The sequence below is a fragment of the Dellaglioa sp. CoH-57-MRSF-16 genome, from assembly GCF_056782055.1.
Genome location: NZ_JBXAXZ010000001.1, coordinates 48,863 through 75,449, shown reverse-complemented (window position 1 = coordinate 75,449; position 26,587 = coordinate 48,863). Strand labels below are relative to the sequence as shown.

Annotated in this window: 17 protein-coding genes; 11 read left to right on the top strand and 6 right to left on the bottom strand. The window is 35.0% G+C overall.

Going from position 1 to position 26,587, the window contains the following annotated elements:
- Positions 1 to 5: 5 nt before the first annotated feature.
- On the top strand, positions 6 to 1,148 hold the full coding sequence (locus AC1RPH_RS00320; RefSeq protein ID WP_481760898.1) for a low temperature requirement protein A: 1,143 nt from the start codon (positions 6 to 8) through the stop codon (positions 1,146 to 1,148).
- Positions 1,149 to 1,223: 75 nt separating this feature from the next.
- Here the strand turns inward: AC1RPH_RS00320 and AC1RPH_RS00315 are convergent, their stop codons facing one another.
- Positions 1,224 to 1,508 carry a hypothetical protein gene (locus AC1RPH_RS00315; protein WP_481760897.1) on the bottom strand — a complete coding sequence of 95 codons (285 nt, stop codon included), beginning with the start codon at positions 1,506 to 1,508 and terminating at the stop codon, positions 1,224 to 1,226.
- 544 nt (positions 1,509 to 2,052) lie between these two features.
- Between AC1RPH_RS00315 and AC1RPH_RS00310 the strand changes: the two genes are divergently transcribed.
- From AC1RPH_RS00310 to AC1RPH_RS00280, 7 genes are all read left to right on the top strand, one after another.
- Positions 2,053 to 2,358 (top strand): PadR family transcriptional regulator, encoded by a 306-nt coding sequence (locus AC1RPH_RS00310; RefSeq protein WP_409021630.1) that lies wholly within the window; start codon positions 2,053 to 2,055, stop codon positions 2,356 to 2,358.
- Positions 2,359 to 2,360: 2 nt separating this feature from the next.
- A complete protein-coding gene (locus AC1RPH_RS00305) occupies positions 2,361 to 2,954 on the top strand; it encodes a DUF1700 domain-containing protein (protein ID WP_481760896.1) in 594 nt (197 codons plus the stop codon).
- Between the two features lie 387 nt (positions 2,955 to 3,341).
- Positions 3,342 to 8,291, top strand: a complete 4,950-nt coding sequence (locus AC1RPH_RS00300) for a MucBP domain-containing protein (protein ID WP_481760895.1) — start codon at positions 3,342 to 3,344, stop codon at positions 8,289 to 8,291.
- Positions 8,292 to 8,641: 350 nt separating this feature from the next.
- Positions 8,642 to 8,812, top strand: coding sequence for a hypothetical protein (locus AC1RPH_RS00295; protein WP_481760894.1), 171 nt, complete (start codon positions 8,642 to 8,644; stop codon positions 8,810 to 8,812).
- Positions 8,809 to 9,237 carry a nuclear transport factor 2 family protein gene (locus AC1RPH_RS00290; RefSeq protein WP_481760893.1) on the top strand — a complete coding sequence of 143 codons (429 nt, stop codon included), beginning with the start codon at positions 8,809 to 8,811 and terminating at the stop codon, positions 9,235 to 9,237. Before AC1RPH_RS00295 ends, AC1RPH_RS00290 begins: the two co-directional genes overlap by 4 nt.
- Positions 9,238 to 9,461: 224 nt before the next feature.
- Entirely contained in the window at positions 9,462 to 10,883 is a 1,422-nt protein-coding gene (locus tag AC1RPH_RS00285) for a carboxylesterase family protein (protein WP_481760892.1), read from the top strand.
- Positions 10,884 to 11,232: 349 nt separating this feature from the next.
- Complete coding sequence (locus AC1RPH_RS00280; RefSeq protein ID WP_481761137.1) at positions 11,233 to 12,357, top strand: MFS transporter; 1,125 nt, start codon at positions 11,233 to 11,235, stop codon at positions 12,355 to 12,357.
- Between the two features lie 406 nt (positions 12,358 to 12,763).
- Here AC1RPH_RS00280 and AC1RPH_RS00275 read toward each other — a convergent pair whose 3' ends face one another.
- The 3 genes from AC1RPH_RS00275 to AC1RPH_RS00265 are packed head-to-tail and all read right to left on the bottom strand — an operon-like array spanning position 12,764 to position 18,209.
- Entirely contained in the window at positions 12,764 to 15,007 is a 2,244-nt protein-coding gene (locus AC1RPH_RS00275; protein ID WP_481760891.1) for a DEAD/DEAH box helicase, read from the bottom strand.
- Between the two features lie 11 nt (positions 15,008 to 15,018).
- Positions 15,019 to 16,350: an ATP-binding protein gene (locus tag AC1RPH_RS00270; RefSeq protein ID WP_481760890.1), complete on the bottom strand. Its 1,332-nt coding sequence runs from the start codon at positions 16,348 to 16,350 to the stop codon at positions 15,019 to 15,021.
- Positions 16,347 to 18,209 (bottom strand): TerB N-terminal domain-containing protein, encoded by a 1,863-nt coding sequence (locus tag AC1RPH_RS00265; RefSeq protein WP_481760889.1) that lies wholly within the window; start codon positions 18,207 to 18,209, stop codon positions 16,347 to 16,349. The genes AC1RPH_RS00270 and AC1RPH_RS00265 overlap by 4 nt, the downstream gene beginning before the upstream one ends.
- A 406-nt stretch (positions 18,210 to 18,615) precedes the next feature.
- On the opposite strand from AC1RPH_RS00265, the gene AC1RPH_RS00260 reads away from it, so the two are divergent.
- From AC1RPH_RS00260 to AC1RPH_RS00250, 3 genes are all read left to right on the top strand, one after another.
- Positions 18,616 to 20,022 (top strand): C69 family dipeptidase, encoded by a 1,407-nt coding sequence (locus AC1RPH_RS00260; protein ID WP_481760888.1) that lies wholly within the window; start codon positions 18,616 to 18,618, stop codon positions 20,020 to 20,022.
- Between the two features lie 277 nt (positions 20,023 to 20,299).
- Positions 20,300 to 20,611, top strand: a complete 312-nt coding sequence (locus AC1RPH_RS00255; protein WP_481760887.1) for a helix-turn-helix domain-containing protein — start codon at positions 20,300 to 20,302, stop codon at positions 20,609 to 20,611.
- Between the two features lie 513 nt (positions 20,612 to 21,124).
- Positions 21,125 to 22,546: an AcpB/EbpR/MafR family transcriptional regulator gene (locus AC1RPH_RS00250; RefSeq protein ID WP_481760886.1), complete on the top strand. Its 1,422-nt coding sequence runs from the start codon at positions 21,125 to 21,127 to the stop codon at positions 22,544 to 22,546.
- Positions 22,547 to 22,621: 75 nt separating this feature from the next.
- Here AC1RPH_RS00250 and AC1RPH_RS00245 read toward each other — a convergent pair whose 3' ends face one another.
- Both AC1RPH_RS00245 and AC1RPH_RS00240 read right to left on the bottom strand, forming a co-directional pair.
- Positions 22,622 to 23,899, bottom strand: coding sequence for a glycoside hydrolase family 125 protein (locus AC1RPH_RS00245; protein ID WP_481760885.1), 1,278 nt, complete (start codon positions 23,897 to 23,899; stop codon positions 22,622 to 22,624).
- Between the two features lie 34 nt (positions 23,900 to 23,933).
- Positions 23,934 to 26,567 (bottom strand): glycoside hydrolase family 38 N-terminal domain-containing protein, encoded by a 2,634-nt coding sequence (locus tag AC1RPH_RS00240; protein ID WP_481760884.1) that lies wholly within the window; start codon positions 26,565 to 26,567, stop codon positions 23,934 to 23,936.
- Positions 26,568 to 26,587: the final 20 nt, after the last annotated feature.

The following is a 26,587-nucleotide window of genomic DNA, read 5'->3' as shown; positions in this document are numbered from 1 at the left end:
TTAAAATGGTAGAACAAGTCAGAAAAAAGAAAGTTGAATTACCTGAATTATTTTATGATTTAGTCTTTGCATACGCAATTTCACAAGCTACGGATTTACTTCATCATTTTCAAGTAAGCACATCAAGTATGATTAGTGCATTTATTATCTTTTCAGTGGTAATGGTCGTTTTTATTAACACATGGATGATTAAGAGTGTTTTTATTAATCGATATAGAAAAAACTCGATGACTGATATTATTCTTTTTATGATTGATATGGCAATTTTACTTTATATGTCCAATGCTTTTGAGGGGGATATCCATAATTGGTTCCAACCATTTGCAATTGCAACAGGGCTATTATCCACAGTATTAGTTGTTCAATATGGCACGGTATACCTGACAGCTGCTAAAAAGGATGATAAAAAAATTGCTAAACTAATGATGTTGATTGTTGCAACAAGAACATTACTCGTATTTATTGGCTCCTTTTTGCCACTAAACATAGGCATTGCGGTATTCTTGCTGGGTATTGCAGTGAGTTGGATATTACCAGCTCTTGGTGGTTCAGTTTTGAAACTCCACCCACTTAATTTTCCACATATATTAGAGCGTCTAACACTATTAACAATTATTACATTTGGAGAAAGTATTCTCGGTATTGCCTCGTATTTCACCGTTAAAACATTTAATTTTTATTCAATTTTAATATTCATGATTATCGGTGCACTTTTTATGACCTATATTACTCAAATGGATCATTATATTGATGAAAATCGTTCGGGTGAAACAGGTATTCGATTAATTTATATTCATTACTTTGTCTTGTTTGGCTTAAGTTTAGTCACTATTTCGTTAGGTTTTATTAGTGAAATCGAAATACCTAAAAACTTTTCAGTACTATGTCTATATTTAGGTATATCGTTATTTTATTTAGGGTTATTCTTAACCAGTCCGTATAATAAAAAATACTTACGATTGGGTAATGTGGTCATTGGATTCTTTACAACGACAACTATAGTGGGTGTAATATTAAGCTTAATATTTAACAATTTTCCAGAAATTGTGAGTATAACGGTATTAGTGACCATTGCGAACTCTGCAATGTATGTACACTATATGATTAAACGAACGAAACAGAATCAAAGTTATGACATTAAAAACTGAAAACTAGCTGATAAACCTAATTTGGGTTTATCAGCTAGTTTTTTAATTGAAGAATCATTTTTACAGTGTTTATGATTAAAATTGTATATTTAGTAGCAGTATGATTAGAAGGATATAAATGAGAATGATGATAGCAACCAATAGCATTAAAAGGATTGATAATAAGCAGTAAAAAAAATTTTTCTGAAAGAAGGGTAAGTTGAGAATAGAATCTGTAACAGCAGAAAGTCCTAAACCAGCTAAAGATAAGCCGACAATTCCATTTAAAAAGGCAATCCATGGGCCCAATATACAGAGTGCGATACCGATTCTCATTAGCCACTTCACTTGATTGTTATCAGTTTTAAATATTTTTTTCATTGATAGGACCACCCTTCATAATGATATGAATTAATATTTATTTTAATATACTACAAAATTAATTTGATGTAATCTTATCTGTCTTCTTACTGGTTAAATTGATAAGATCGTTTAAAATAGACAAAGATAAAACGAGGTGTTATTATCAATTTGAAAAAAATAATAGCTTTAGTTAGGATATGAAAATGAAAAAATATAAAGATTATATGAATGAAACCCTTTCTGTTCTTGGTAGCCTATCTTTATGTTTAATAATCTTGTCATTCTTTATTAAAGATAGTTTAGTCAGTTCGATTTTTTATGATGTTAGGATTTATCTGTTAGGCATATTCTTATTGAGACCAATTGTACAATACTTTAAAGCAAAAAATAAATAGCCTTACAATGAACTTTTTGGCAGTTCTACAGAGTAAAGCTATTATTAATAATCCACTTAATCGACAATGTTGTCTTACTGACATTGTCGATTTTTTTGGATAAAATAATATATCGTTTGACATTATACTATGTAACGTATAGTATTGATTTTGAAAGGAGTGAGTTGATGAATATACAGATGAAAAAAGGGTTATTAGAATTTTGCGTGTTAGCGACGCTGAGGACATCAGATTCTTATGGTTACCAAATTATTAAAGACACCTCAAGCGTGATTGAACTTTCAGATTCAACTCTTTATCCCATTTTGAAACGACTAGAAAAACAAGGCGCTATTGAGAGTTACAGTGTTGAACACAATGGTCGATTGCGAAAATATTATCACATAACTGAGGCGGGATTAGTAGATATTCAAGAATTTTTAGATGATTGGCAACAGGTAATAAACGTTTACGATTACATAAAGGGAGTGTAACGATGAGTAAGAGAAAATTTATTGTAGAGCTAGAAGAAGAACTTAAACATTATCAAGCGGCAGACATTGATAATACACTTGATTATTATGACGAGATGATTGATGACCGTTTAGAAGCGGGCGAATCTGTGACAGATATTATTCTAAGTTTAGAAAATCCAAGTCAAATTGCGATACGTTTGATTCAAAATGACCGACCAAAAATACAAAAAAAGTTATCGACACCAATAATCGTTTTGATTGTCATTTTACTTATCCTAGGAGCACCTGTATGGGGACCGCTATTGCTGACGGCTGCTATTCTAATTGCCACAGTTTATTTTTTAATATGGTTAGTACCAATGATTGCAGGCGTAATCGCTACCTCATTTATTATCAGTGGCGTGATTAGTTTAGGACTATCGCCATTTGATATGTTTAATCAAGGTTTTAACGTTGGATTGATGCAATTTGGGGTAAGTTTTGTAATTGTAGGTGTTGGTATTTTATTCATCGCAATGACCTGGTATTCAACGAAATATTTAATTAAATATTCGATTAGTCTGACACGCTGGTTAATTCGTTTATTCAGAAGACAATTGAAGGAGGTCGCTTAAAATGATTGAATATATAAGACGTAATTGGTTGAAAATTAGTTTATTTCTGATCTGGTTTGGCGCTATAGTCATGTTTACTAGTTACGCATTATCAGGTTTTGATTTGTCAGTATTTAAATATGAGGGTGAACATAGTTGGTTCCGAACGTTTTATTTCTAAATGACCACGTCTGATTTAATAAATGTGGTAAGTTAGAATTACGGTAGTATAAAAGGGCATTAAAATCCATTTTTAATAGGATTTCGATGCCCTTTTATTTTTTTGGAAAGACGATTAAATAGTGCAAGCCGTAAACGTTTACATAAGATTGTTGTGATGTTACAATTAATTTGTGCCGGGGGCGGCATATTATTTAATAGGTTATTACTTACAAGGGGGCATGACAAATGAAAAAGGGGCTAACTATCGCAACAACAATGATAACGTTGTTCACGCAATTACCATTATCTTCTGTGTTTGCGCAGGACCTTAATCCAACGACAGAAACGTCATCTTCAAAAGCAGCTACGGCGTCAACTGCTAAAAAAGCGACAAAAGCAGAGACAGGTATGACTCGTACTGGAGATACAAATACGGATCTTACAGTTGAAGCACAGAAAGATACGATTGAAGCTGGCCAATTGGCTAATTTTAATTTATATTTTAAAATTTCAGGTAAGAACACCTCATTTACCAATGCCGATATAAAGGTTACGTTACCAAGTAATTTAAATGAAAATATGACATTTACGCAAGATTTATCAGAACTTAAAATTGCGGGCGTCACACCAATTTATGATAAAGATAAAGGTGTATTGAATTATCATTTTGATACGCTTAATGCAAGAACAGCAAATAAAGTAATTATAAAAATAGGAACAGCAAATGGCGCAATTATGCCTAATACAAAATTAGACACAGCAGCAACATTTACTGGAACGGATCAGAATGGCGAAAATAAAAGCTATGATTCTAAAACTTCAATTAATATAACAGCAAATAATAATTATGCTATGACAAATAAAGTTACTAGTATTGAAGGACAAACATATAATAATCCTAATCGTGGCGATATTGTAAACTATGGTGTAGGGGTTAGTGCGCCGAAAAAGGAATTAGGCGCACTGTATGTTAAAGAAGGTTCTAAAGTTAACGTGACCTATAAATTAGGCGCTGGAATAGACTACTATGGTGTAAAAGATGGCGCACAAGAACCGAGTGTCAGTACAGATGGTAGAACATTAACCTGGGAATATACAGCACCAAGTTACGCTGAACAAAAAGCAGCTGTGACTGATTTCTTTGAAAAAAATGTGACTATCCAAGCAAAAGTAACTGACAAGGCTGCCTATTATTCACAGATAACGAATACAGTGAGTTCAACAGCAACTTTCCTTGATGGTAGTGTAAATAGTACAGCACCAATTAAATCAACGGTTATGGTTATGCCCAATGATCCTAAGGAAGTTCCAATTCCAATTCCTGGTGGATCAGCATTTCCAACTAATCATTTAGGACCAAAAGATGGAAACGGTGGCGTGGCATCAGCTACATTAATTGACCCGGATGTGACAGTTAACGATGATGCTTATCTAAGTTATGGATTAACATTATCCTCACAAAATGCGACATCACCTTATATTGGATTTTCTTATTATAATATTTATTATGATGTGGATACGCATTTAAATCTTGATAGTTTTACAACGGGTAATTTTTATTACATGCCAAACAATAATTTACCAACTTTTTCACCAACAAAAGCTAAAGTACCATTTGCTATGTTGGTAAAATACGAAACAGATGGAAAAGTTGATGATAACTGGACATTACTCAATATGGATATGAAGACTAACGCCAATTACACACGTGCTCAGTTAGGTATTCCGGATGGGAAAAAAGTGGCTAATATTTGGCTGTGGTTCCATGATGAGAAGATAACAAAAGTTCCAGCAAATAGAGACATAGCTGCATCTGCAACCTATGATCCAGAAAGTAAAAAAACCGTTAAAATGGCTCCAGCTGGATTGTATAATAGCGGGATGAAAGTTAACGCAACGATTGATAAAGGATTCACTGGTCAAATAACTAATAAAATGGATATGACTTTCTATGGCGTTCAGGCACCTGATGAAACAGGTTTTGAAGCAGCTCGATATGTTGATTACACATCTAACCCATGGGCAGAGGCATTTAAGGGTGAAAATGGTCAGGTTTATACAGATCGAATTGCGCCTCGTCACGTTGAAGTCGCAGCAAAAACAACCGGTGAAACAAAAGTTGTTAAAGCTTCAGTTAGTTTACTAAATACAGTCGGAAGTACAGTTAATGAAGGTGAAAATACTGTCTTAACTTCAATAGAAAATAATAAGGCATCAATTTCACCTTTATCAGGACCTTATCTGAGTTATGTGCTATTACCAACAGGTGTAACGTTCAAAGAAAGCGTTGCTTCAACGAACTATAGCGCTGAATTATATGATAAGGATTACAAAGGTACTGGAAGACAACTCGTTAAAGTAACAATGAATGGCGACAAATTAGTAGCCGGTAAATTCCTTAATGGTCAATTTAAAATTAATATTTCAAAAGATGCGACACCTAATATGACATTTAACATGACAGGAACAATTGGTGATACTGATTATACAGCTGTGAAACCGACAGGTGATGAACCACTTTTAACGGATACAGTAAAATCTGTTGATACAGATGATATTGATAAAGATGGTAAAACAGACACACCAATTATTAAAACAGGTAATTCATATGTGTTAAATCAAGAATCAAATATTGATGTTGATGCAAGTATTAAAGGTGATAAAGATGATAAGTTTGGCGATTTAGGTAATGTTACAGTCGGCAAAAAAGCCACTTATCAAGCAACATTAACAAATAATACAGATGATAAAATTACATCAATGCAGTTCTTAGATGTTTTACCATCTGTCGGAGATTCAAATATTACCGATGGTGCAGCACGTAATTCGGCTTATGAAATGAAATTAGATGGGGCCATTACTTTACCAAGTGCATGGGAAAATAAGATGACTGTTTTATATAGTACATCTAAAAATCCTAAACGTGCCGGTATATTAGATAAGAATACAAATTATCCAGCAGGAACGGCTAAAATTGTTGACCCAACTGGGGCTGAAGATGCAACTTGGGTAACAGCTGATAAAGTAGCTGATTGGTCAACCATTCATTCATACAAAATTACGCTTAATGACGGAGTTGAATGGGCCCAAGGTAAGGGAGTTACATTATCATTTGATCTAGTTGCGCCTAAAGAATCTGAAATTTCAGATTCAACATTAATTAGTAATAAACCAGCTGAAACAACGAAAGTGTCACGCGCTGTTCAAGAAACACGTGGTGCTTACAACAGTTTTGGTATCGCAATTAACAAGTTGCAAGTTGTTGAAACTGGTGCAATAGGCACACAATTAATTCGTGCTAGCGCTGATGTTACTGCAAATTATGTAGATGTAGATGGTAATAAACTTGCTGATGATGTTGTCCAAAGTGGGTACTTCGATGATCCATATACGACAACTCAAAAAGAGATTTCAGGTTACGACTTTGTAAAAGTAGAAGGTAACGTTTCTGGTAAGTTTGGGGCTGATGCAGTAACAGTTAACTATGTTTATAAGAAAACTTCTGCACCAGTGACTGTTAAATATGTCGATGAAAATGGTAAATCGGTAGCTGATTCAAAAGAACTTACTGGTGATTTTGGTGATGTTTATACATCAGATGCTGCTGTTATTTCAGGATGGACATTGAAAGAAACACCAAGTAACGCAAGTGGTAAGTTTACTGCTGATAAACAAACAGTCACATATGTCTACGAAAGAGCGGATGCGGCTGACGTTACAGTTAAGTATGTCGATGCAGATGGAAAAGAATTAGCAACATCAGATGTACTTTCAGGAAAAGTATCAAATCCATACAGTACAACTGCTAAAAATATTTCAGGATGGACGTTGAAAGAAACACCAACGAATGCAAGTGGGACATTTACAGAGACCGCACAAACAGTCACATATGTGTATGAAAAAGCGGATGCAGCTGATATCACGGTTAAATACGTTGATGTAGACGGAAATGAATTAGCTAAATCAGATGTGCTTTCAGGAAAAGTATCAAATCCATATAGTACAACCGCTAAAAATATTTCAGGATGGACATTAAAAGAAATACCTGAAAACGCAACGGGAGTATTTACGGATAAAGCTCAGACAGTTAAGTATGTGTATGAAAAAGCAGATGCTGTCCCTGTTACAGTTAGATATGTTGATGGAAGTGGGAATGATTTAACTAAAGCTGATACGCTTTCAGGAAAAGTTGGGGATGCTTATACAACTGATGCCAAAGTATTATCAGGTTGGACGTTAAAAGAAGTACCAAAGAATGCACAAGGAATATTCACAGATGCTGCACAAACGGTTACGTATGTGTATGAAAAAGCAGATGCAGCTGATGTGACGGTCAAATATGTAGATGGAAAAGGTAACGAGTTAGCAACATCAGATGTTTTATCTGGTAAAATTGACGCTGACTACAAGACAACCGCTAAGGAATTAGTAGGTTGGACGTTAAAAGAAACGCCAAGTAACGCCAACGGAACATTTACGGATAAAGCCCAAACAGTTACGTATGTGTATGAAAAAACAGATGCTGAAGCTGTAACAGTTAAGTATGTAGATGAAAAAGGCAACGAGCTAGCAACACCAGATAATCTTTCTGGTAAATTAGGAGATTCATACAAGACAACTGCTAAACGTATTGCAGGTTGGAATGTTAAAACGACTCCTAAAAATGCAGAAGGAACATTTACAGATAAGACTCAAACAGTTACGTATGTTTATACGAGATCAGCTGCTAAAGATGTCACTGTAAAATATGTTGATAAAGATGGTAATGAATTATCAGCTTCAGTAACATTCTCTGGTAAGATTGGTGACGCATATACATCTAAAGAGAAACAACTTTCAGGTTGGATGTTGAAAGAGGCGCCAAGTAATGCTAAAGGTATCTTCACGGATACGGCACAAACAGTCACGTATGTTTATGTTAAAGATGAAGATAAAACAGTAGTGACACCGCCGGTAACACCACCAACAGATAATTCAAAAGGAAATACAACAACAGAAACGTTGACGGATGTTCCTGAAGGAAACACTCACTCAAATACAGTAAGCAAAGCAAATAATACAAAGAGTGATACAGGAAATCTTCCTCAAACAAATGAGGCAACAAGTCTTTTGGTAACGTTATTAGGTGCTGCATTACTCGCAACATCAGTTATCTTTATGATAGGTAGAAAAAAATCAAAAAAGGCTAAAAAGTAAAATTCTAAGATTATAGAATGAGTAGAAGAAGTCTTAAGACCCCTATGTCAACGAGTGTTGGTGGGTAAATTTTGGAAAGACCAATTCATTTTCGAATTGGTCTTTCTTTTTTTATTTTCAAAGAGAATTCAAACATAATTCGGTCGTGTAAATGTTGCCAACACCAATAAATGGTATCAAAATGAAGAATAATGTTAACGCGGGAATTATTCTTAAAAATTGTAACCTGTTACGCTTAAGGATAGTCAATATACTTAAGCGGATTCAATTAATGCTTTTTGGTTGACTGTGACGTAACGAGATAGTCTATGTTGATAATATACCGCAAGTACTAATTATTGAGGCTGTTGATGAAGCTTATGCCACTTCAAAAAAAGTCAATTAAAAAAAGATCAGCAGGTTTTTATCATGATGGGGGGTTCAGTAGAGACCTTGAAAAGGTATTCAAACTGGGAGATATTCAAGAGGCACATCGCTATGGCATGAAATCTGACCAATTTATAAATAAGGAGAAAAAATGATTAATACAAATAACAAATTAAATGAAGAGATTATTGCACTAGAAAAGGGTGCGTTGGATAAGTGGTTCAAAGGGGACACTTCGGGTTACCTAAATATTTGGTCACAAAAACAGTTTTCGTATTTTGACGGTGCTGTTAAAAGACGTGTTGATAGTTATGAAGACATAAAAGAATCAGTTTTAGCTAATGTTGAAGGAAAACTATTTGCTGACAGTTACGATTTTGAATATCCACGAGTGCAAGCAGTCGATGATATGGCTGTTTTAACATATCAACTATATGCAAAAACGACGTTGATTGATATGCAATACAATTGTATTGAAGTTTATCAAAAAGAAGAAGATGGCTGGAAAGTAATCCACTCAACTTGGTCATTTATTCGACCAATGGATATGGATTTTGGTAAAGCTAAAAGTATTGTTTAAAAAGGTGAAGTTAACCTTTATTCACGATATACTGAAACAGTTCTCTTAACTATTTTGAAGGCACAAAATATACACAATTAGTGATTTACAAAAGAATGCCGACAAAATAGAGTTTGCTTCGCATTGACCTTGATGTTGCGAAAAAGTTTTACAAGAATAATTATTAATACAAATCGGAATAATCAGTCAGATAACATAAATAATTTAAATTGGAGTAGATAGAAATGACGACACATAAAGTACACAGTTGGTTAGGCGTTCCCTATGCCAAAGCTGAAAGATTTGCTGAACCAGAGTTGGTTCCTTTTGATGAAACAAAGCAGTATGTTAAGTATGGACCAGCACCTTTGCAGGCTGGCGATACAAGTTGGCTGGGAGCCGTTAGCGGACTTAGCGAAGATTGTCTAAACCTTAATATTTGGGCCCCTGAAGACATGGGGGAGGAACCATTACCAGTTGTTGTTTATATTTTTGGTGGTGGCTGGGTGTTAGGATCAAATACACAAGCAGTTTCTGACGTATCAGGACTAGCTAGTACTGGTCGTGTGATAGGCGTTTCTATTAATTATCGCCTTGGACCGTTTGGTTGGTTATCACTAGCACAGTATGGTGGTAAATTAAAAGATGCAACTAACCTTGGTCTTAAAGATATAATAACGGCTCTTAAATGGATTCAAAAAAATATTGCTTATTTTGGCGGTGATGCTAATAATGTCACAGTTACGGGACATAGTGCAGGTGCTTTTTCATCATTAGAACTATTATCAGCGCCTAGTGCTGACAATCTTTATCATCATTTAGCAGCTTTTTCTGGTATGCCTTCTCGATTAGTGCCTCAATGGGTGGCGCAAGAGCGTGCTCTAAAAGTGTTAAAACATTTTGACTGTGTTAATAATCCAGAGCACTTATTACAGGTCGATGCTTATGAATTAGCTGAAGCAATGAATGCAACTCAATCACCTGATCCGGGTACTCCACATGGCATTGACAATGATGTGATAGCTGTTACTGACGATAGTCAACTAATAAATGGGGTTATAGCTGATCACCCGATGCATGTTCTTGAATCTGGGAAACACAAAGATGTAGATATTCTATTTAGTAGTACCACAGAAGAAACTTTTTATTGGGTCTTAAATCGGACAAAAGATTTTGATCCAGTGACCCTTGACAGGCTTACAGAGCAATTTGCCCACAGTATGCGTATTCCTTTATCTAGAGCCCAGCAAGTAATCAATTCCTTTGCTGATGATACTTTGAAGCCTGTAGAGGTAAGGGGATTATTATTAACGCATTTATCCTTTACATTACCTCAAATTCGTGGAGCAGTGGCTCATGCTAATGCAGGTGGAACATCACATGTGTTAGTTGTTGCACCTGTCAAAGGAGCGGAAGTCGCTGTCCATGGAACAGAGATGTACGGCATTGTTGGACAGATTAGCCCTAATGCCAGTCAAGAACAAATTGATCGGGACAATTATATTAAAGACACGTTATTAGATATGGCGGAAGGTCATTCCGATCTTACTTGGGACGCTGTTAAAGTAGATAAAATAAGTGCTAAAGGAATTGGAAACATGCCTTATAATGCTACAGAACATAGTTTGGATATTCTTGAAATATTTAAAGGAATAGACCGTCCTTAATAGTTTATAGCAAAAAGTGGAGGTCAATTCATTGTTGGCTAGCTGACTCAAATTGGTGTTTTTTGGAGATAACAAGTATGACAACAGTTTAAAGATGTGTTGGCTTCTCGCTTCCGCAGACGACCGAAAGCTAAAACTAGCGGTGATTGTTTTTGATAGCAAGACATAATTTTTTGACCTTTTAAATTTTGTTCGGATTAATTATAGATTTTGCATTTCTGAATAATTGGTGGAGAAAACTATATATTATTGTGAAACATTTGAGGATTTTCTTGGACTTAGAACGAATAAAGGGAGATACAAGGACTTGGACCGAAAAACATTTATTTCTAAAGACGTTATTTATGTAATGATAGCCACTTTTTTCTATCAATTTAGTATTCAGTCGGTAAATCCGTTAATCAGTGGCTATGTTACACATTTAGGTATTACTAGTACTCTAGCAGGTTTAATTGTTGGTATTATGAGTATTACTTCATTATTTTTAAGACCTATTGCTGGAAATCTTACCGATAAAATATCAAAATATGGGTTAACATTTATTGGTGGTATTCTATGTGCCATTAGTGATTTTGGATATATGTTTTCTTTTAATACTGCTTGGTTATTCTTTTTTAGAGTCATTAATGGGGTTGGTTTTGTCTTATGCACTGTATGCTTGGCAACCTGGTTGGCTTTCTTGGTGCCGCGCCAACGTGTTGGTGCGGCGATGGGGTATTATGGGTTGGTAAACGCTCTTTCTATGGCAGTTGCCCCAGTTTTGTCACTTGAGATATATCAAAAAGTAGGGTATAAAATGATTTTTCTTTTGGCCGCTGTCAGTGCGATTGCCGTGGTAATCACAATTCAGTTTATTGATAATCGAGCCATGCCATCTTTCGTTCGTAAGGAAGCGACACATTTTAAGCTGATTCAACGAAGTGCATTACCAGTTGCATCAATTTTTGCTTTAATTTCTATTCCATATTTTGCGGTCCAGGCTGACATTGTAATGTATGTTCGAGCAAGTAATCTAAATATTACTGTTAGCTTATTTTTTGTAATTTATTCAATTGTTTTGATTTTTAGTCGAATTTTATTAAAAAACTATTTTGACAGTATTCCCTTTGGTGTTTGGTTTTATATCTGTATGATTGTGACTGTGGGCTATCTTTTTTTCTTAACCATAATGCATAACAATTTAGAGATGGCGTTAGCTGCGGCTTTGATGGCCATTGGGTTTGGAACAATGGTTTCTGTTTGCCAGTCTACAGCTCTATTATTAGCGCCTTTGCAAGAACAGGGGCTGGCTACTGCAACTTACTATTTGGGGAGTGACATAGGAATGTCTTTAGGACCAATTCTAGGTGGCATTATTACAAATATTTTACCAATAAAATTACTTTTTCCAGTTATGATTTTAATTGTTCCAGTAGCTTTTAGTATCTATTTTTTTAATCATAAGAATTTGAACAGTGCGATTAGACATGATTAGTACTAGGAAAAATGTGATGAACTTAATTTGAATAGTCTCGGAAACTTTCAAGTTTTCAAAAAAAGAAGGCTCGTAATGCGAGCCTTCTTTTTTATACATATATATTAAAGAAAATGATGTTGTTTGTGTGTCTGTTACGGCGCCAATTTAAGCGATCATTTATAAATGTTTAGTTGTCAAAGCCAAGGATGCTTATCCGCATCATGATAAGCATATTTCGATGAAGTATATGATGCATTTACATTTGATAACAACGTATGATGAGCAAGCATTTACCTTAGAGAAATTAAAAAAACATGGCGCGACCTCTATCAGAGGACCACGTCATGTGCCGGATGATTTAGTAGCGTTGTTGAAGTAGATAACTAATTAGTTTATTATCACATTGATACTTTAGAATCTCTGTTTAGAGATGTTTTTGCCAACTAAGCACGCGATTTTGCATTCCTTTGAGATCTAAGATACCGTTTGCAAATCCTTTACGAATTAATTCTTCTGGTACATATTCATCATATTTTTCAAAAACAGGCACTTCTTTTTCATATACCAATGCCAAAGGATCAAAATCGGTAGCTGCTTCTTCTGCTACGATTTTATAAAATTCTGCTTCACTGACAGACATGGTAAATTGTAGGTAATATGGTCGTGATGAATTCATGCCTTTCAACCCAAGACGTTTACCACAACGGATTTTCAGAAACCGCTCAAGCGCAAGGAACGCGTAACTGCCAAGCCATGGAAACAATGCCCACATTTTGCCACCAAGATGAACCAGTGGACGATTAGCCATTTCTGCCTTTTTAAACGTTTCTCTGGCTTCTGCTAGACGGCCTCTAGCTTGTGGCATTAAGTAGGAATAGTCTTTTTGCTCTGCAAGGACATCGTGCATACGTTCTAGGATTCTGGTGTGAATATCCCCAGCGACATCTCCAAAGTAGGCTGGTTTGTTACCTTTAACGAGCGTACAGTATACCTCACGACGTTTGTGATCAACTTCATCGACAACCCATACACGTCCTGCTATGGCAATCTTGTCACTGACTGGTGGTGGCTTGACAATTGTACCTAACTCTTCTGATCCTGCACGGACTGTATATTCGATGTTTTCTTGAAAGACCCCATAAAATTTGTAGTTGTTAACAATACGTTCACCAGCAAGACCAACAATTACACCGCCATTTTCGGTACGATTGATATGATCGATTGTGATCAGATGACGCAGTAAAGTTCCGAAGTCCTCTTGATTAATTCGATGAAAAGCAGAAAGCGTTAGGACGCGTGAAGCAAGTTCAGCAAGTGTCATTTCGCCAGATGATGCCAATGTACTCATTGTTTGGTGATAAAGCAGGGAAAAAGGCAATTTGTCTGTTTTGGGTGGTTCTACAAAACGTTCTTCGATATATAATTGTACGAGAGCGATACCCTGAATAAGGTACCAGGGCACCAAATCTGGTAGCATAGCACGAGCTTCTGGGTGGTCTTCGCGCATAACAAACCACATTTCAGAAGGGTCACCTCTTCTGCCGGTTCTGCCCATACGCTGTAAAAATCCGGAAACCGTAAATGGTGCATCTAGCTGAAAGGCGCGTTCTAGTCTACCAATGTCGATACCAAGTTCTAGTGTTGCGGTGGCACAGACGCTCATGAGAGAATCAGCATCTTTCATGGCTTCTTCAGCACTTTCTCGATAGGCTGTTGAAAGGTTTCCGTGATGAATAAGAAAACGATCCGGTTCGTTGTTGACTTCACAGTACTGCCGTAAATTTTGACAGACTAATTCACACTCTTCTCGCGAGTTAGTAAAAATGAGGCATTTTTTGCCACGTGTATGTTCAAAAATATAGCCTATACCTGGATTTGCTGCCTTTGGAGCTTTATCTGTGGCAGGTTCTAAAGCAGAGGTAGGTGGGGCTGTTATCACGCTATTTATCGTCTCGTTAGCTTGTGGTTCTGAATTAAAAAAGTGTTCGATTGACAGTCGCCATACTTCTTTTCCACCGTCAAACTTTGGGATGATAGTTTCTCTGCCACTACCTGCGGCAAGAAATTTACCCGCTGCTTTTGGATTTCCGATTGTAGCTGATAATCCTATTCGTCTTGGATTACTGCCCGATAGTCGACAGAGGCGTTCAATTAGCGAAAAGGTTTGTCCACCACGATCCGAACGTAAAAGTGAATGTATCTCATCAATGACAATAAAGCGTAAATCACCAAAAAGGGCAGGGATTTCCATAGACTTGTTTATCATCAAAGCCTCTAAGGACTCCGGTGTAATTTGTAAAATACCGGCTGGTTTGCGTAGTAATTTTTGCTTTTGACTTCGAGGGGCATCCCCATGCCAACGTGTGACTGGAATATCAGCTTCTTCACAAAGCTCATTTAATCGACCAAATTGGTCATTGATCAAAGCCTTTAAGGGGGCAATATACAGTACTCCAACTGAGCTTGATGGTTGTTCATCAAGTAGGCTTAGAATAGGGAAAAAAGCAGCTTCCGTTTTCCCAGAAGCAGTAGATGCCGTTAAAAGAACATTCTTATCTGTGTTAAAAATGGCATCTCCGGCCGCATTTTGAACAGCGCGCAGGGTTCGCCAGCCAGACCGGTAAATGTAGTCTTGAATAAAAGGCGCATATCGGTTATATATATCCATGTGAATACCTCTCAAATTGTAAATTCAGAAAAATTGTCAGCCACTTTGTTAGAAACAGCCTCTGATTTGGCATAAGAAAACTCATCAGAATCAAATATTGTGTCAATGGATAGATTTGGATTTTGATATAAAATGTCTAATACCTCAATGAAATCACGGATAATCTCGCGTGGGGTAATATTTAAATCTGCTCCGATGCGTTCATATTCAATTCGGATAAAGGTGGCGAGGTTATCGTCTGTCATCTTTTTTTCATAACTATAGAGATCTGCATGCATAATAGCCAACTTTTCACATAGAATTAGCATCTCTTCAGCTGTTAATGGTTCTAACTTGATGACCGGGGCCAACAAATCTCTAGCGCCTGGTTTTGAAAACTTACCTTCAGCTAGACGAGAACGCAGGGCCTCATAACTATAAACACCGCGACGTTTATCTTCTATAGCTTGTGGAGTAGTTCCCATGATGATACCAAGATATTTAGCTTTACCTTGCAGTGTGTCATTGTACATCGTTAACAGTTTTTCATAATTATATTGACGCGTGATACTATTTGGAATCTTATAGATATTTACCAGCTCGTCAATCATAATTAGCATGCCAGAATAACCAGCTAATCTAAAGAAAGCAGCGAAAAGTTTTAAATATTCATACCAATTATCATCTGTAATAATAATATTAATATCTAAGTCCTTTTTGGCTTCACGTTTTAAAGCATATTCCCCACGGAACCAGCGGATGACTTTTGCTTTCAGTTCATCGTCGGCGTTGACATAGGCATGATAATAGGAAGAAAGTAATTTAGCAAATTCAAAGCCGTATACAAGTTCACTGACTGAGGAAGTGACTGTGTAAATATTTTGATCTACCATCGCAGTCAACCGAGGATCACCTGGGGTTAGGCCACTGTCGCTGGCTGCTTTTGTTTGAACGCTGCTAATCCAACGATCCAAAATTAAGTTAAGTGCACCACCTTCAGGTTTTGTTTTTGTAGATAGATTACTAATTAATTCGCGATAGGTTGCAAGACCTTGACCTTTTGATCCTTGAAGACGTCGTTCTGGTGATAAATCTGCATCGACAACAATAAAGCCACTGTTCATCACGTAATTACGAATCGTTTGCATCAGAAAACTTTTACCTGAGCCATATCTACCAACAACGAAGCGAAAAGATGCACCGCCTTCTGATATGATATCGACATCGTGTAAAAGTGCCTGAATTTCATTTTTTCTACCCACCGTAACGTAAGGTAGTCCAATTCTAGGGACAACACCACCCTTTAAGGAATTTAATACTGTTTGTGCAATGCGCTTTGGTACTTTTTGAGTTTGTTTTGTCATTTCATATTTCTCCTAATTATTTCAATTAAATCGTCCCGATAGTCTTCAATAAGAAAGATGGTATCGCCGTCACATTGTAGAGCTGAGTCGCCGATGTCATCAAAAAGCGTTTCATTTAACGTGTCGGTAATCACTTCAGGCATGCCATGCATATCACGGATCATGTCTGTGACAGATTCGCCTCGAACTAATAAGCTTAATAATTCTAACTGGGTCTTGCTTAGTGACAGCGTAGGCTCTGAATCAATAACAGGTATTTTTTCGAGGCCAGTCTGTTCAGTGGATGGCAATATGTTATTATGCTTTGGTAATACGTTTTCAGAAGTATCTTTTTCTTCGTCAGTTAACAAACTGTCTCGTGTTTCAAACGCATCGCTTCTAATTTTATCTAAATTTGAAAATTGAATGGTAACCTTAGGCTTATCTGCTTTCAAACGAGAATCACGGTCAGCTGCAATGACAGTTTTAACGTACGGTGCTGCCCAGGTTTCTGCATCTCGTGCTTTTAAAGGATAACCAGTTTTTAAATAAAGTCGTAACATACGATCTGTTTCACGCAAAAGACCATCTAACTTTTCTTGATGAAAGTTAAATTTTTGGTAACTCTGTTCGTACCACGCATTATCTTTGTAGGTATATTTTCGGATATCATTCAACTTGTATATAAGTGGCTGTTGTGGCGTTACTTGGTAATATACGGCGTTGCCTAGAGGGTACCAAAGATGAGAATGTATTGTGCCAAAGCACGCAGAAAATAAGTTATTATCCATTTTTATAGCTGTTCGCCACACTTGAGCGAATAACTGTGTGCCGTGTTTTTCATGTTTTTTAAGGACAGCTGATGCCAAAATTTTATGTCTTCCAAAAAGACAAAGCGCATCAAATACTGCTTTGTCTTCATGCTTTTCTGGATCACCTAAAATCATGATTGCATTATCTCTTTGTAATTTTTCGGTATCAGCGTACTGATACGTCGTGTCTGGTTCTATACCATTTATTACTGCTAGTTCAAACAACCATTTATGGCTGTTTAAGCGTATACGATTATCTCCAATACCGGAGTCCAGATAATTGATTTCAAATGCTTTTATTTTTTGTAGGCTGTCTATCACGGATGATGTGCCTATGCCATTAACCAACTCATACAAATATAGGTATGCAAGTGAGGTCGTGATTTTTTTATAAATGCCTTTTCGGATGTTTGTTCGCCAACTAAAATAGCCGCGTAATTGTTTCAAACCAAGATCATGGTAGGTTGTAAAGTAGCGGTGTATGTCGACATTGTAGGAGAAAACATCTTCGTAGTCGGCCATAAATTGTCCTTGGACATAAAAATTCCGGCATTTTTGCTTGAAAGAGTTATCACCGTAAGCATAGAGTTGGCTCATTTTTATCATTTTTTCAGGAATTTTATTTTCTTTGACATCAGAAGTCATTCCCTTAAACGTCAGAGGAACCGCGTGGTATTGTTGCTGTTGTATAGGTTCAGGTTCGGCGTTTAGAACAATCGTATTACCGCTTTGTTCGTTCTTTTCAAGTGCATTATCAAAAATACGATATATAACATCTGGGTCTGTGCTGTCGTCAAAATGGACGCCTAACCACTTCGGACCGCGCATTCGAAAAGGTGACGAAAGGTAAGACGGTAAAATATCAGTTGGTATTTCCTGTGCGTATTTGATGTCACAACGCTCGATATTATCACCAGAAGTAGCGTTTTTTTGACGCATCAAAACAGCCACCCATTTATTTGTGCTGGGATCTACCAACACCGAAAAACTAGGGAATTTAGGCCATTTGTATTGTTCGATAATATTATATTTTTCCTTGGCGTATAGTACTAATTCAGATAAATTCATGTTTTCACCAGAGTATTCTGTTATTTATAAGGTTGGTAGCCATACGTCCTAAATATTTACGCAAAGATAGGTGAATAAACAACTAGGACAGTTAAATTCATCAATAATTTTTGTTATTTAAAATGTATACTACCGTCAGTATATGATGTACCGTAGCGTCACAGTCAATATCATTTTCCTTTTCATATGATTTTAATATCTTTATGACAAAATTATTCAAATTATAGGTCTTGCGCAAATTTTGTATAATACAGGTATGGGACATACCTTTCACCGCTTTCAATTAGTTTTAGTCAACGAAATTGTAGAGCCAGTCTTAACGCCAAAAATGGGGTTAAGACTGCTTTTAATTTACCGCTAAAACCGCTATACTATTAGTATAAAATCAATAAGGAGTGTGTGGAAAATGACAAAAAGAGTTCAAGGTTCTTGTACATCAATTTTAGTTGGTAAAAATGCTTCAATCGACGGTTCAACAATGATTTCTCGAAATGATGATGGGCATGAAGCTTTAGATCCACAACGTTTTGTTGTTGTACAACCTGAAGATCAACCACGTAATTATCAATCTGTTATTAGTGGTGTAAAGGTAGAATTACCAGATAATCCAATGCGTTATACCTCAATTCCAAACTCACTTTTAACAAACGGAATTTGGCCTGCAGCGGGTATCAATAGTGATAATGTAACGATGTCTGCTACAGAAACAATTACAAGTAATCCACGTATTCAAGGGCTTGATCCTTATGCTGCTGGTGGAATTGGTGAAGAAGATCTTGTAACGCTCGTCTTACCATATATTCATAGTGCTAAAGAAGGGGTTGAACGTTTAGGCGATTTACTCTTAACACATGGCACATATGAACCAAATGGTATCGCATTTTCCGATAATGATAGTGTTTGGTGGCTTGAAACAATCGGTGGCCATCATTGGGCAGCTGTTCGTATTCCGGATGACGCTTATGTTGTTGCACCTAACCGTCGAAATATTGATATGTTTGATTTTGATTCAGAAGACACACTTTGTTCTGAAGATTTAAAAGTCTTAATTGATAATAATAAGTTAAATCCTGATTTTGAGGGTTACAATTTACGTCATATCTTTGGTAGTGCATCAATTAAAGATACGGTCTACAATAATCCCCGTACATGGTACGGTCAACAATATTTCAATCCTGAAATTATTCAAGATCCAATGGATCAAGACTTACCTTTCATTTGTCATGCAAATCGTAAAATTTCAATTGAAGATGTTAAATTTGTTTTGAGTGCACATTTTGAAAATACGGAATACGATCCTTATGGTAGTGCGCCAGAAGATATTAAAACACGATTCCGTCCAATTGGGATTAACCGTAATCATAATGTACATTTATTACAAGTTCGTAATGATGTACCTGATGAGATTGCTGGGATTCACTGGTTAGCTTATGGTGCAAATACGTTTAATACAATTGTGCCATTCTATGCGAACGTTAATGACACACCAGAATCATATAAAAATGCGACAGGTGAATTTGATTTAAATAATATGTATTGGCTCAGTTGTACAACTGCATTGTTGGGCGATACGAATTATGACTTCTACGTAGATATGCGAAATACATTTGAACTTGAAGCAATGAGTGCTTACCATGAAATTCAAAATGTTGCTGATAAGGCAGTTAGTTCACAAGCAAATATCACAGCATTTTTAGAAGAAATGAATAATAAGTTAGCTACAGAATCATTAAAACGTCAAACACAATTGTTAGGTGAAATGGTTATATCTGGTTCCGAACAAATGAAATTACGTTATAACTTAAACGATTAATTATAAACAAAATGAAAAGTTATCATTAAGTTGATAACTTTTTTTGTAACAATTATTTTAATTACTAGATTTAGGCAGCACTTTTGAGTAATATGGTACCATTTCATATGCTAGTAAAAATCAAATTTAGATCACTTAAATATGGTTTATATAATTCTTATTATAATGATAACAAGTATAATAATATGCTTTTTGCTAAAATTAACGTTTTTAAAAATCTTTAAGCTTTCTTTGATTTCACTTATTGTAAAATAAGATTCGTGATTGGAGAAAGTTAATGGTTAAAACGATAAGTCAGTTAATTCGAAAAAAACGTAAGGCACTTAGTCTAACAATTGAGCAGCTTGCTGAAAAGTCTAACGTTTCTATTAGTTTGATTTCTAGAATTGAACGAGGGGACGTTGCTAATATCAGTATTAATAAATTATCTGATATTGCCAGTGCGCTAGAATTGGAATTGTCAGACTTCTTTAGTAGGCAACAGTTTTCGGATATACCTACTTTAGAATTATTACAATATTTTAGTACGTTAACAGATGAGAAACGTGAGAAATTATCAAAATCAATTCTTAGAATTATTCAATTATAAATGATAATGATTAATAATGGATTATGTTATTTTTTTATAGAATGCACAATTTTTCTGTCTTTGTATTCTTTAGTTAAATTAATTTCAATTATTTTAGGTTTTAAATTTTTCGATAACTTTAAATTGGATAGTAATAAATTAGAATTGTCCATGGTAGATCGTCATCTTCAAATAATAGATCTTAACCAAGAAACTTTCCTGGTTAAGGGTTATTTTAGTAGGAAATTGAATTAATTTAACTTAGATGTCAAGTTAAATGATAGATAAGATATCGTTAGTATTTGGAGAGAAATTAGAATAAAAAATGACATGAAATAGGTTAAATGTTAACATAAAGAGGATAATAATTCTGGGGAATAAGTTATTTTTTAAGTATGGTATTGGGGATAAAAATTTAACTCAAAAAAATATTTATGTTAATGATTGGAAATACTCGGAGGTAAGCATTTGTACAAGAAAAACATTCTCGATAAACAAGAATGGCTAATTTGCGAAATTATTTAAATATTAGCTTTGAACGAAACTGGTTTATCAAGAAAACGATTACGTGAGCAATTAAATGTTTCTGAAACGGCTGTAAAAGTTGCTTTACAACAATTGGATAAAGATTTAAATTCCGGGGATGAACCCTACATGATTATTACAAAAAATAACGTCCAATTATTAGGTAAAGGCGAAATGAATTTTAATCAAACGATTTATCGGTATATAAAAAAATCGATAAATTATCAGATTTTAATGGCCTTTTATACTAAAGGTAATGCAAAAGTTGAGAATCTAGATACTAAATTAAATGTCAGTGAGGCTTCTATTTTTAGAAGGATTAAGCGATTAAATTCTCTTTTAGAAGAATTTCATGTGAAAATTTCTCATGGTGTGATGTTAGGTAACGAAAGTCAAATTCGCTTTTTTTATTATTCATTGTTTTTAGGAATTGATTTTAAATTCGAACAATCAAGTGAAAATGGCATTATTATGGCAGTCATCCAACGGTTTGAGGAATATTTTGATTTTAATGTGAATGATAGTAGTTTAGTTAGAGTAAAGCTTTGGTTAAAAGTAACAAGTCAACGAATGATGGTTAACGATCAAGATAATCGTAGTATTTCAGTTGTTTTAGAAGACATGATAAAAAATAATTCTTTGTTCGATAGCGTTGAAGAAGAATTTGGCGAAATTGTTAAAGAGTTTAAGCATAAAGTTGATATTCATTTTGAAAGTGCACTACTTTACGCTTGGACCACGGCTTTTGTGCCAGTACCATGGAGCACCTTTGTTGCCCATGATTTCGTGGCCGTTAATCGTAAAAATAATAATAAATTGCAACAAGCTGTTGAATTTTTAGAAAATGGCTTTGAGAATAGCTTAGGTATTCAGGTTGCTGGAGGCGATTTAAGTGAGTCTTTATATCCAATTTGTACAGAAGCCTTTTTATTTCACGGCGTTTTAAAATCTGCTAGTACAGATATGATGGAAGATTATCGCCTTAGAAAAGATAATGAGTTAGTTCTTAAAAATGTAAAAAATGCCATGAGTGCAATGATTGAAGAATCGAAGGGCGATCCCGAATGGTATGCCTTTTATTCAAGGTATGGTGACTCATTTATCAAGACGATTATGTCAATTTTTAATGCGCGTTTATTGGCAAAAGAAAAATTATTAACGGTAGGTGTGGATTTAAATACTGAGGAGCGCGTTAAGGAAATGTTTATGATGTACGCCAGTCGGGAATTAAATATTAATTTACGAGTCAACATAGATGTTTACGAGTCTACTAAGAATTATGATTTAGTTATTACAAATTTTATGAGCAAAAATTATTTGAATTCAGCACTGGAGACATATATTATCACTGGATTAGGGACGGATAGTGATGTACTTGGCGTTGAACAAGAATTAATAGAGATACTTAAAAAATATTATCATACTCAATGATAATATTTTTTTGATTTGAATTAGTTATAAGCCTAAAAAAAGAGTAGATTTCTCTACTCTAAATTAACTATATTATTAAATATTCAGATATCGTAAAGCAAGTTGACAGTAAGTCATATTTGCCCAAGAAAACCAGTCTCTAGTAAATTGACTTGGGTCATTAACGTTAATTCCTTCATGACATTGTAATGTGTCATCATCGGTTTGACTAATGATATCTAAATTATTTTGCATAATTTCCGGATTATTTGATGTTAATCCCTCCATCGCTAACGAAATCGGCCAAATATATTCCTTTGGTGTATGAGGACTGCCAATCCCTTTTAAATATTTTCCCGAGTAATAATAGGGATTTTGATCACTCAGAATAAATTTACGCGTTTTTTGGTAGATAGAGTCATCAGGTGAAATATAACCAATAAATGGGAGAGATAATAGACTAGGTACGTTAGCATCGTCCATTAAATTGATATTACCTAAGCCATCAACCTCATAGGCAAAAATAGTTTCATTAGAATTTGGAGCTGATACGATTCCAAAATTTTCAATTCCAGATTCAACTTCAGATCGGAGACGACTTATTCTTTTAAGTAGCTCGACTGGAGCTGGTTGTGTTTTAGATAAGGTAAGCAACTCATCTAGGACACAAATGATATAGCAATTACCTGGAATATGATAACCATATAAGCAGGCATCATCACTTGGGCGGAAACCACTCCAAACCATACCTGTATACCCAATTGGTGCACCTTTACCACCATGACTCAATGTGTCTGTTGAGGGACCATTAGAACGATTAAAAATATAATCGGAAGTTTCATGATGTTGTTCCGTAATAAAGGTATCCACAATTAACTTTACAGTTTGCCAAAAGTTACTGTCTAAATGTTTTGAATATCCAGATTTTTGATAAAGTTCTGATGCCAAATGGATAGGGGCGCATAATGAATCAATTTCAAATTTTCTCTCCCAAACGAGATCAGATATTGGAATATTTGATTTATCAACTGTGTAGTGTGCACCAGAACTAGTTTCGTTAAATGCATTTGCATAAGGATCATGTTTAATATAGGCAAGTTGTTGATTAATAACGCCATGGATGAGATATGTTATTTCTGGAATCTTATCTGTTAGTGAAAGATAAGGTAGTATCTGAAATGTCGAATCTCTGAGCCACATGGCAGGAATATCTCCTGTAGCAATGAATATATCTGAATCATTTTGTACTTTAACCGTATTTGTTAGTGTATCAATGAATACATTACGAAATAATGCAGTAGATTTTTTTGAAGAAAGTGAAATTGTTTCTGAATAATCCGTAACTTGTTTAATTAGTTTTTCTTGATTTATCATTTAAATACCTCAAATCGTAAGTTATCATAATTACTTATTTAATTGGAAAGATACCGTAAGTTCTAATTTCTCCTGGACCAAACGATAGTAAATCAACGGTGGTAACTTTTGAATTAATGAAATGGCTAACTTTACCATTTAAATCGAGTTCAGCAATGTTACAAGTAGTATTTAATGAGAGATTGCCAGGTTGATTGATAACGTTATCAGTTGGATTATAAAGACGAAGTTCAAATCCAGTTTTATCATCTGATATTGAAAAACTACTCATAATGACCTTTAAATTTTGAACGGACATAATTGAATTGTGATTAACGTTAGTCTTTGCTGGATTCATCATGAAATATTGTAAAGGTGTTGAGAAGCGATTTATTATTTGATCTTGATAGAAAAGTTCATTTTGACTTAATTGGCGATGCTTATTTTGAAGTTCAATAGGCTTGAAGTCAGCTTCAACAACTAGCCCACCTTCAAATATTAATTCTTTATTTAATTGACTATCCGGAGTTGATACAATTTTTGTTTGTAGACCTGAAGCATCTGAGGGACGGCGCATTAAGTCAGGACGTCCTAAGAAACCTACTCCTCTAAACAATGTAATCGCTAATTTATCAAAAGATTTATCAATTAATTGAAAATCTTTCGTACCTAAGGTTAGAAAAGACCAACTTACTTCTTTATTATGTGAATTAGCGAAATGAATCATTGGTCGCATACTTGTTGGTTCTTCCTTATAACCAATTTGTTCCCAGTCTTTAAGGTGTTTGTCTTCAGTAGGACGTTCAATGATACCAAATGGGGTATCTGCGAACGAGCTAACGACATTCGTTAATTGTGTATTTAAAATAAGTCGCATACGATGATCAAGAATAGTATTATCAATGTGCATCTTAAATTTAATAACGTTAGAATTTTTTGTTAATGTTAATGTTAATTGATAATTTAATCGACCAGTTTTAGTTTTTAGTGCACGCTCCTCTAAGTTGATTGGTAAGGTCCACGAACCAGTAATTGACATAATTTGATATAATTTTCCTGATTTAAATGTTATTGAATCAGATTTTGAAAAATCTAAAGTTAATAACCAATCTTTGAATGCAGGAGAGTAGTCATACGTATCACCCTCATCACCGCTATCTTCAATTGTCATAAAATTAGAATATGAGTGATTATCAAACTTTGTTTTAAGATTTAATTGCCCGTCATCAAAAGAAATTTTGTAGAAATCATTTTGAATATCAGTAGATACTTCTAATGTATTTACTGGGTTGTTTTCAGAGACGGACTGAATGCAGTAGCCAGTCCAATCTGTAGCTGATATGATCGTTTTAAAAGCAATTTTAGTAATATAATAAAAATCATCAGTCATTTCAGTTTGATCACGGCGTAAAACTGCTGCATTTTCTTCCTTTTGATAAATAATATCAAAAGGAACATCAATGCCGTCTATTGTTTTAAGATTAAAATTAGCAAAAGAAGTACTAACTTCGAATTCACGAATTTCATTAACTGGTAAAGGAAGTGGATTCCAAGCAAATAAATTTAATTGTTTTTTATCTGAAATAGAAATACTTAGTTTACGAAGTAGATAATCTTTGAGTGAAAGAGATAATTGATCTGCCACAATTCCACGATGTAAGATATCTTGATTTGTTTTATCACTGTTACAGCCACCGGAACTATCATGAGCTTGTCCACGGGCAATAGTCTTCCAAATATCATCAATTAAACCTTGCTTTTCAGATATACCCTGATGTGTAGCAATAGCCATTAAAGGCTCGACTTCATAAGTCATTCTCCGTTCTAATTTATCGTAAAGCTGTTTTAAATCGTAACGAGAAGAATAGATTCCTCGATGTATTTTAGAATCTGATGGATCAATGAATTCTCCATTAAATGATGGTAAATTGGACTCCTTAGCTAATGCATCAAAAAATTTTGGATACGTACTTTCTTGAATAACAGAATCAGATTGTAAAAGAACACTATTAGCAGTTGCAAGTCTATCTTTTAAATTATGATCGATAGCTCGCTGGTCGCCACCAATTGGTAAAACAAGATTGTCAGATGTAGTATTCGTTGAGATTTTCTCCGTTAAATCGAAAAAGTTATCATTTTCAACTAAATCTACACCTGCATAATAGCCATTTTTAATATTAGCAACTAAAACTTTGGAGGAGTCATTACTTGTCCAGTAAAAATAGCGGGAATCGTTTTCTGTAGGGAACCCACGCCAGAAAACGGTGCTATTAATACCAAATCCATTATATATTTTTGGCATATCTTGTCCTTGTCCAAATGAATCTGGGAGATACCCAACTTTCATTACGCCACCTAAATTGTCAGCTAGCTTTGATCCAATTCTGATATTGCGAACAATAGATTCTCCAGAAGTAACCATTTCATCAATTTGAGTATACCAAGGTCCAATGAGTAAACGACCCATAGAAACATATTTTTTGATAAGATCTTCTTTTTCTGGAGCTGTATTTAGATAATCATCAATAATTGACATCTGTCCATCTAATAGATAATAATCTAGTTCATTTTTAGATAATGCCTCAAAAGCTTCGTCCATATGGAAGGCAAATTGAATTCGAGCCTCTTGACGTGTAAAATACCATTCAAAATCCCAATGAGTATGTGCGATTGCATGAATCTGTTTCAAATGAAACACCCTTTCTTCTC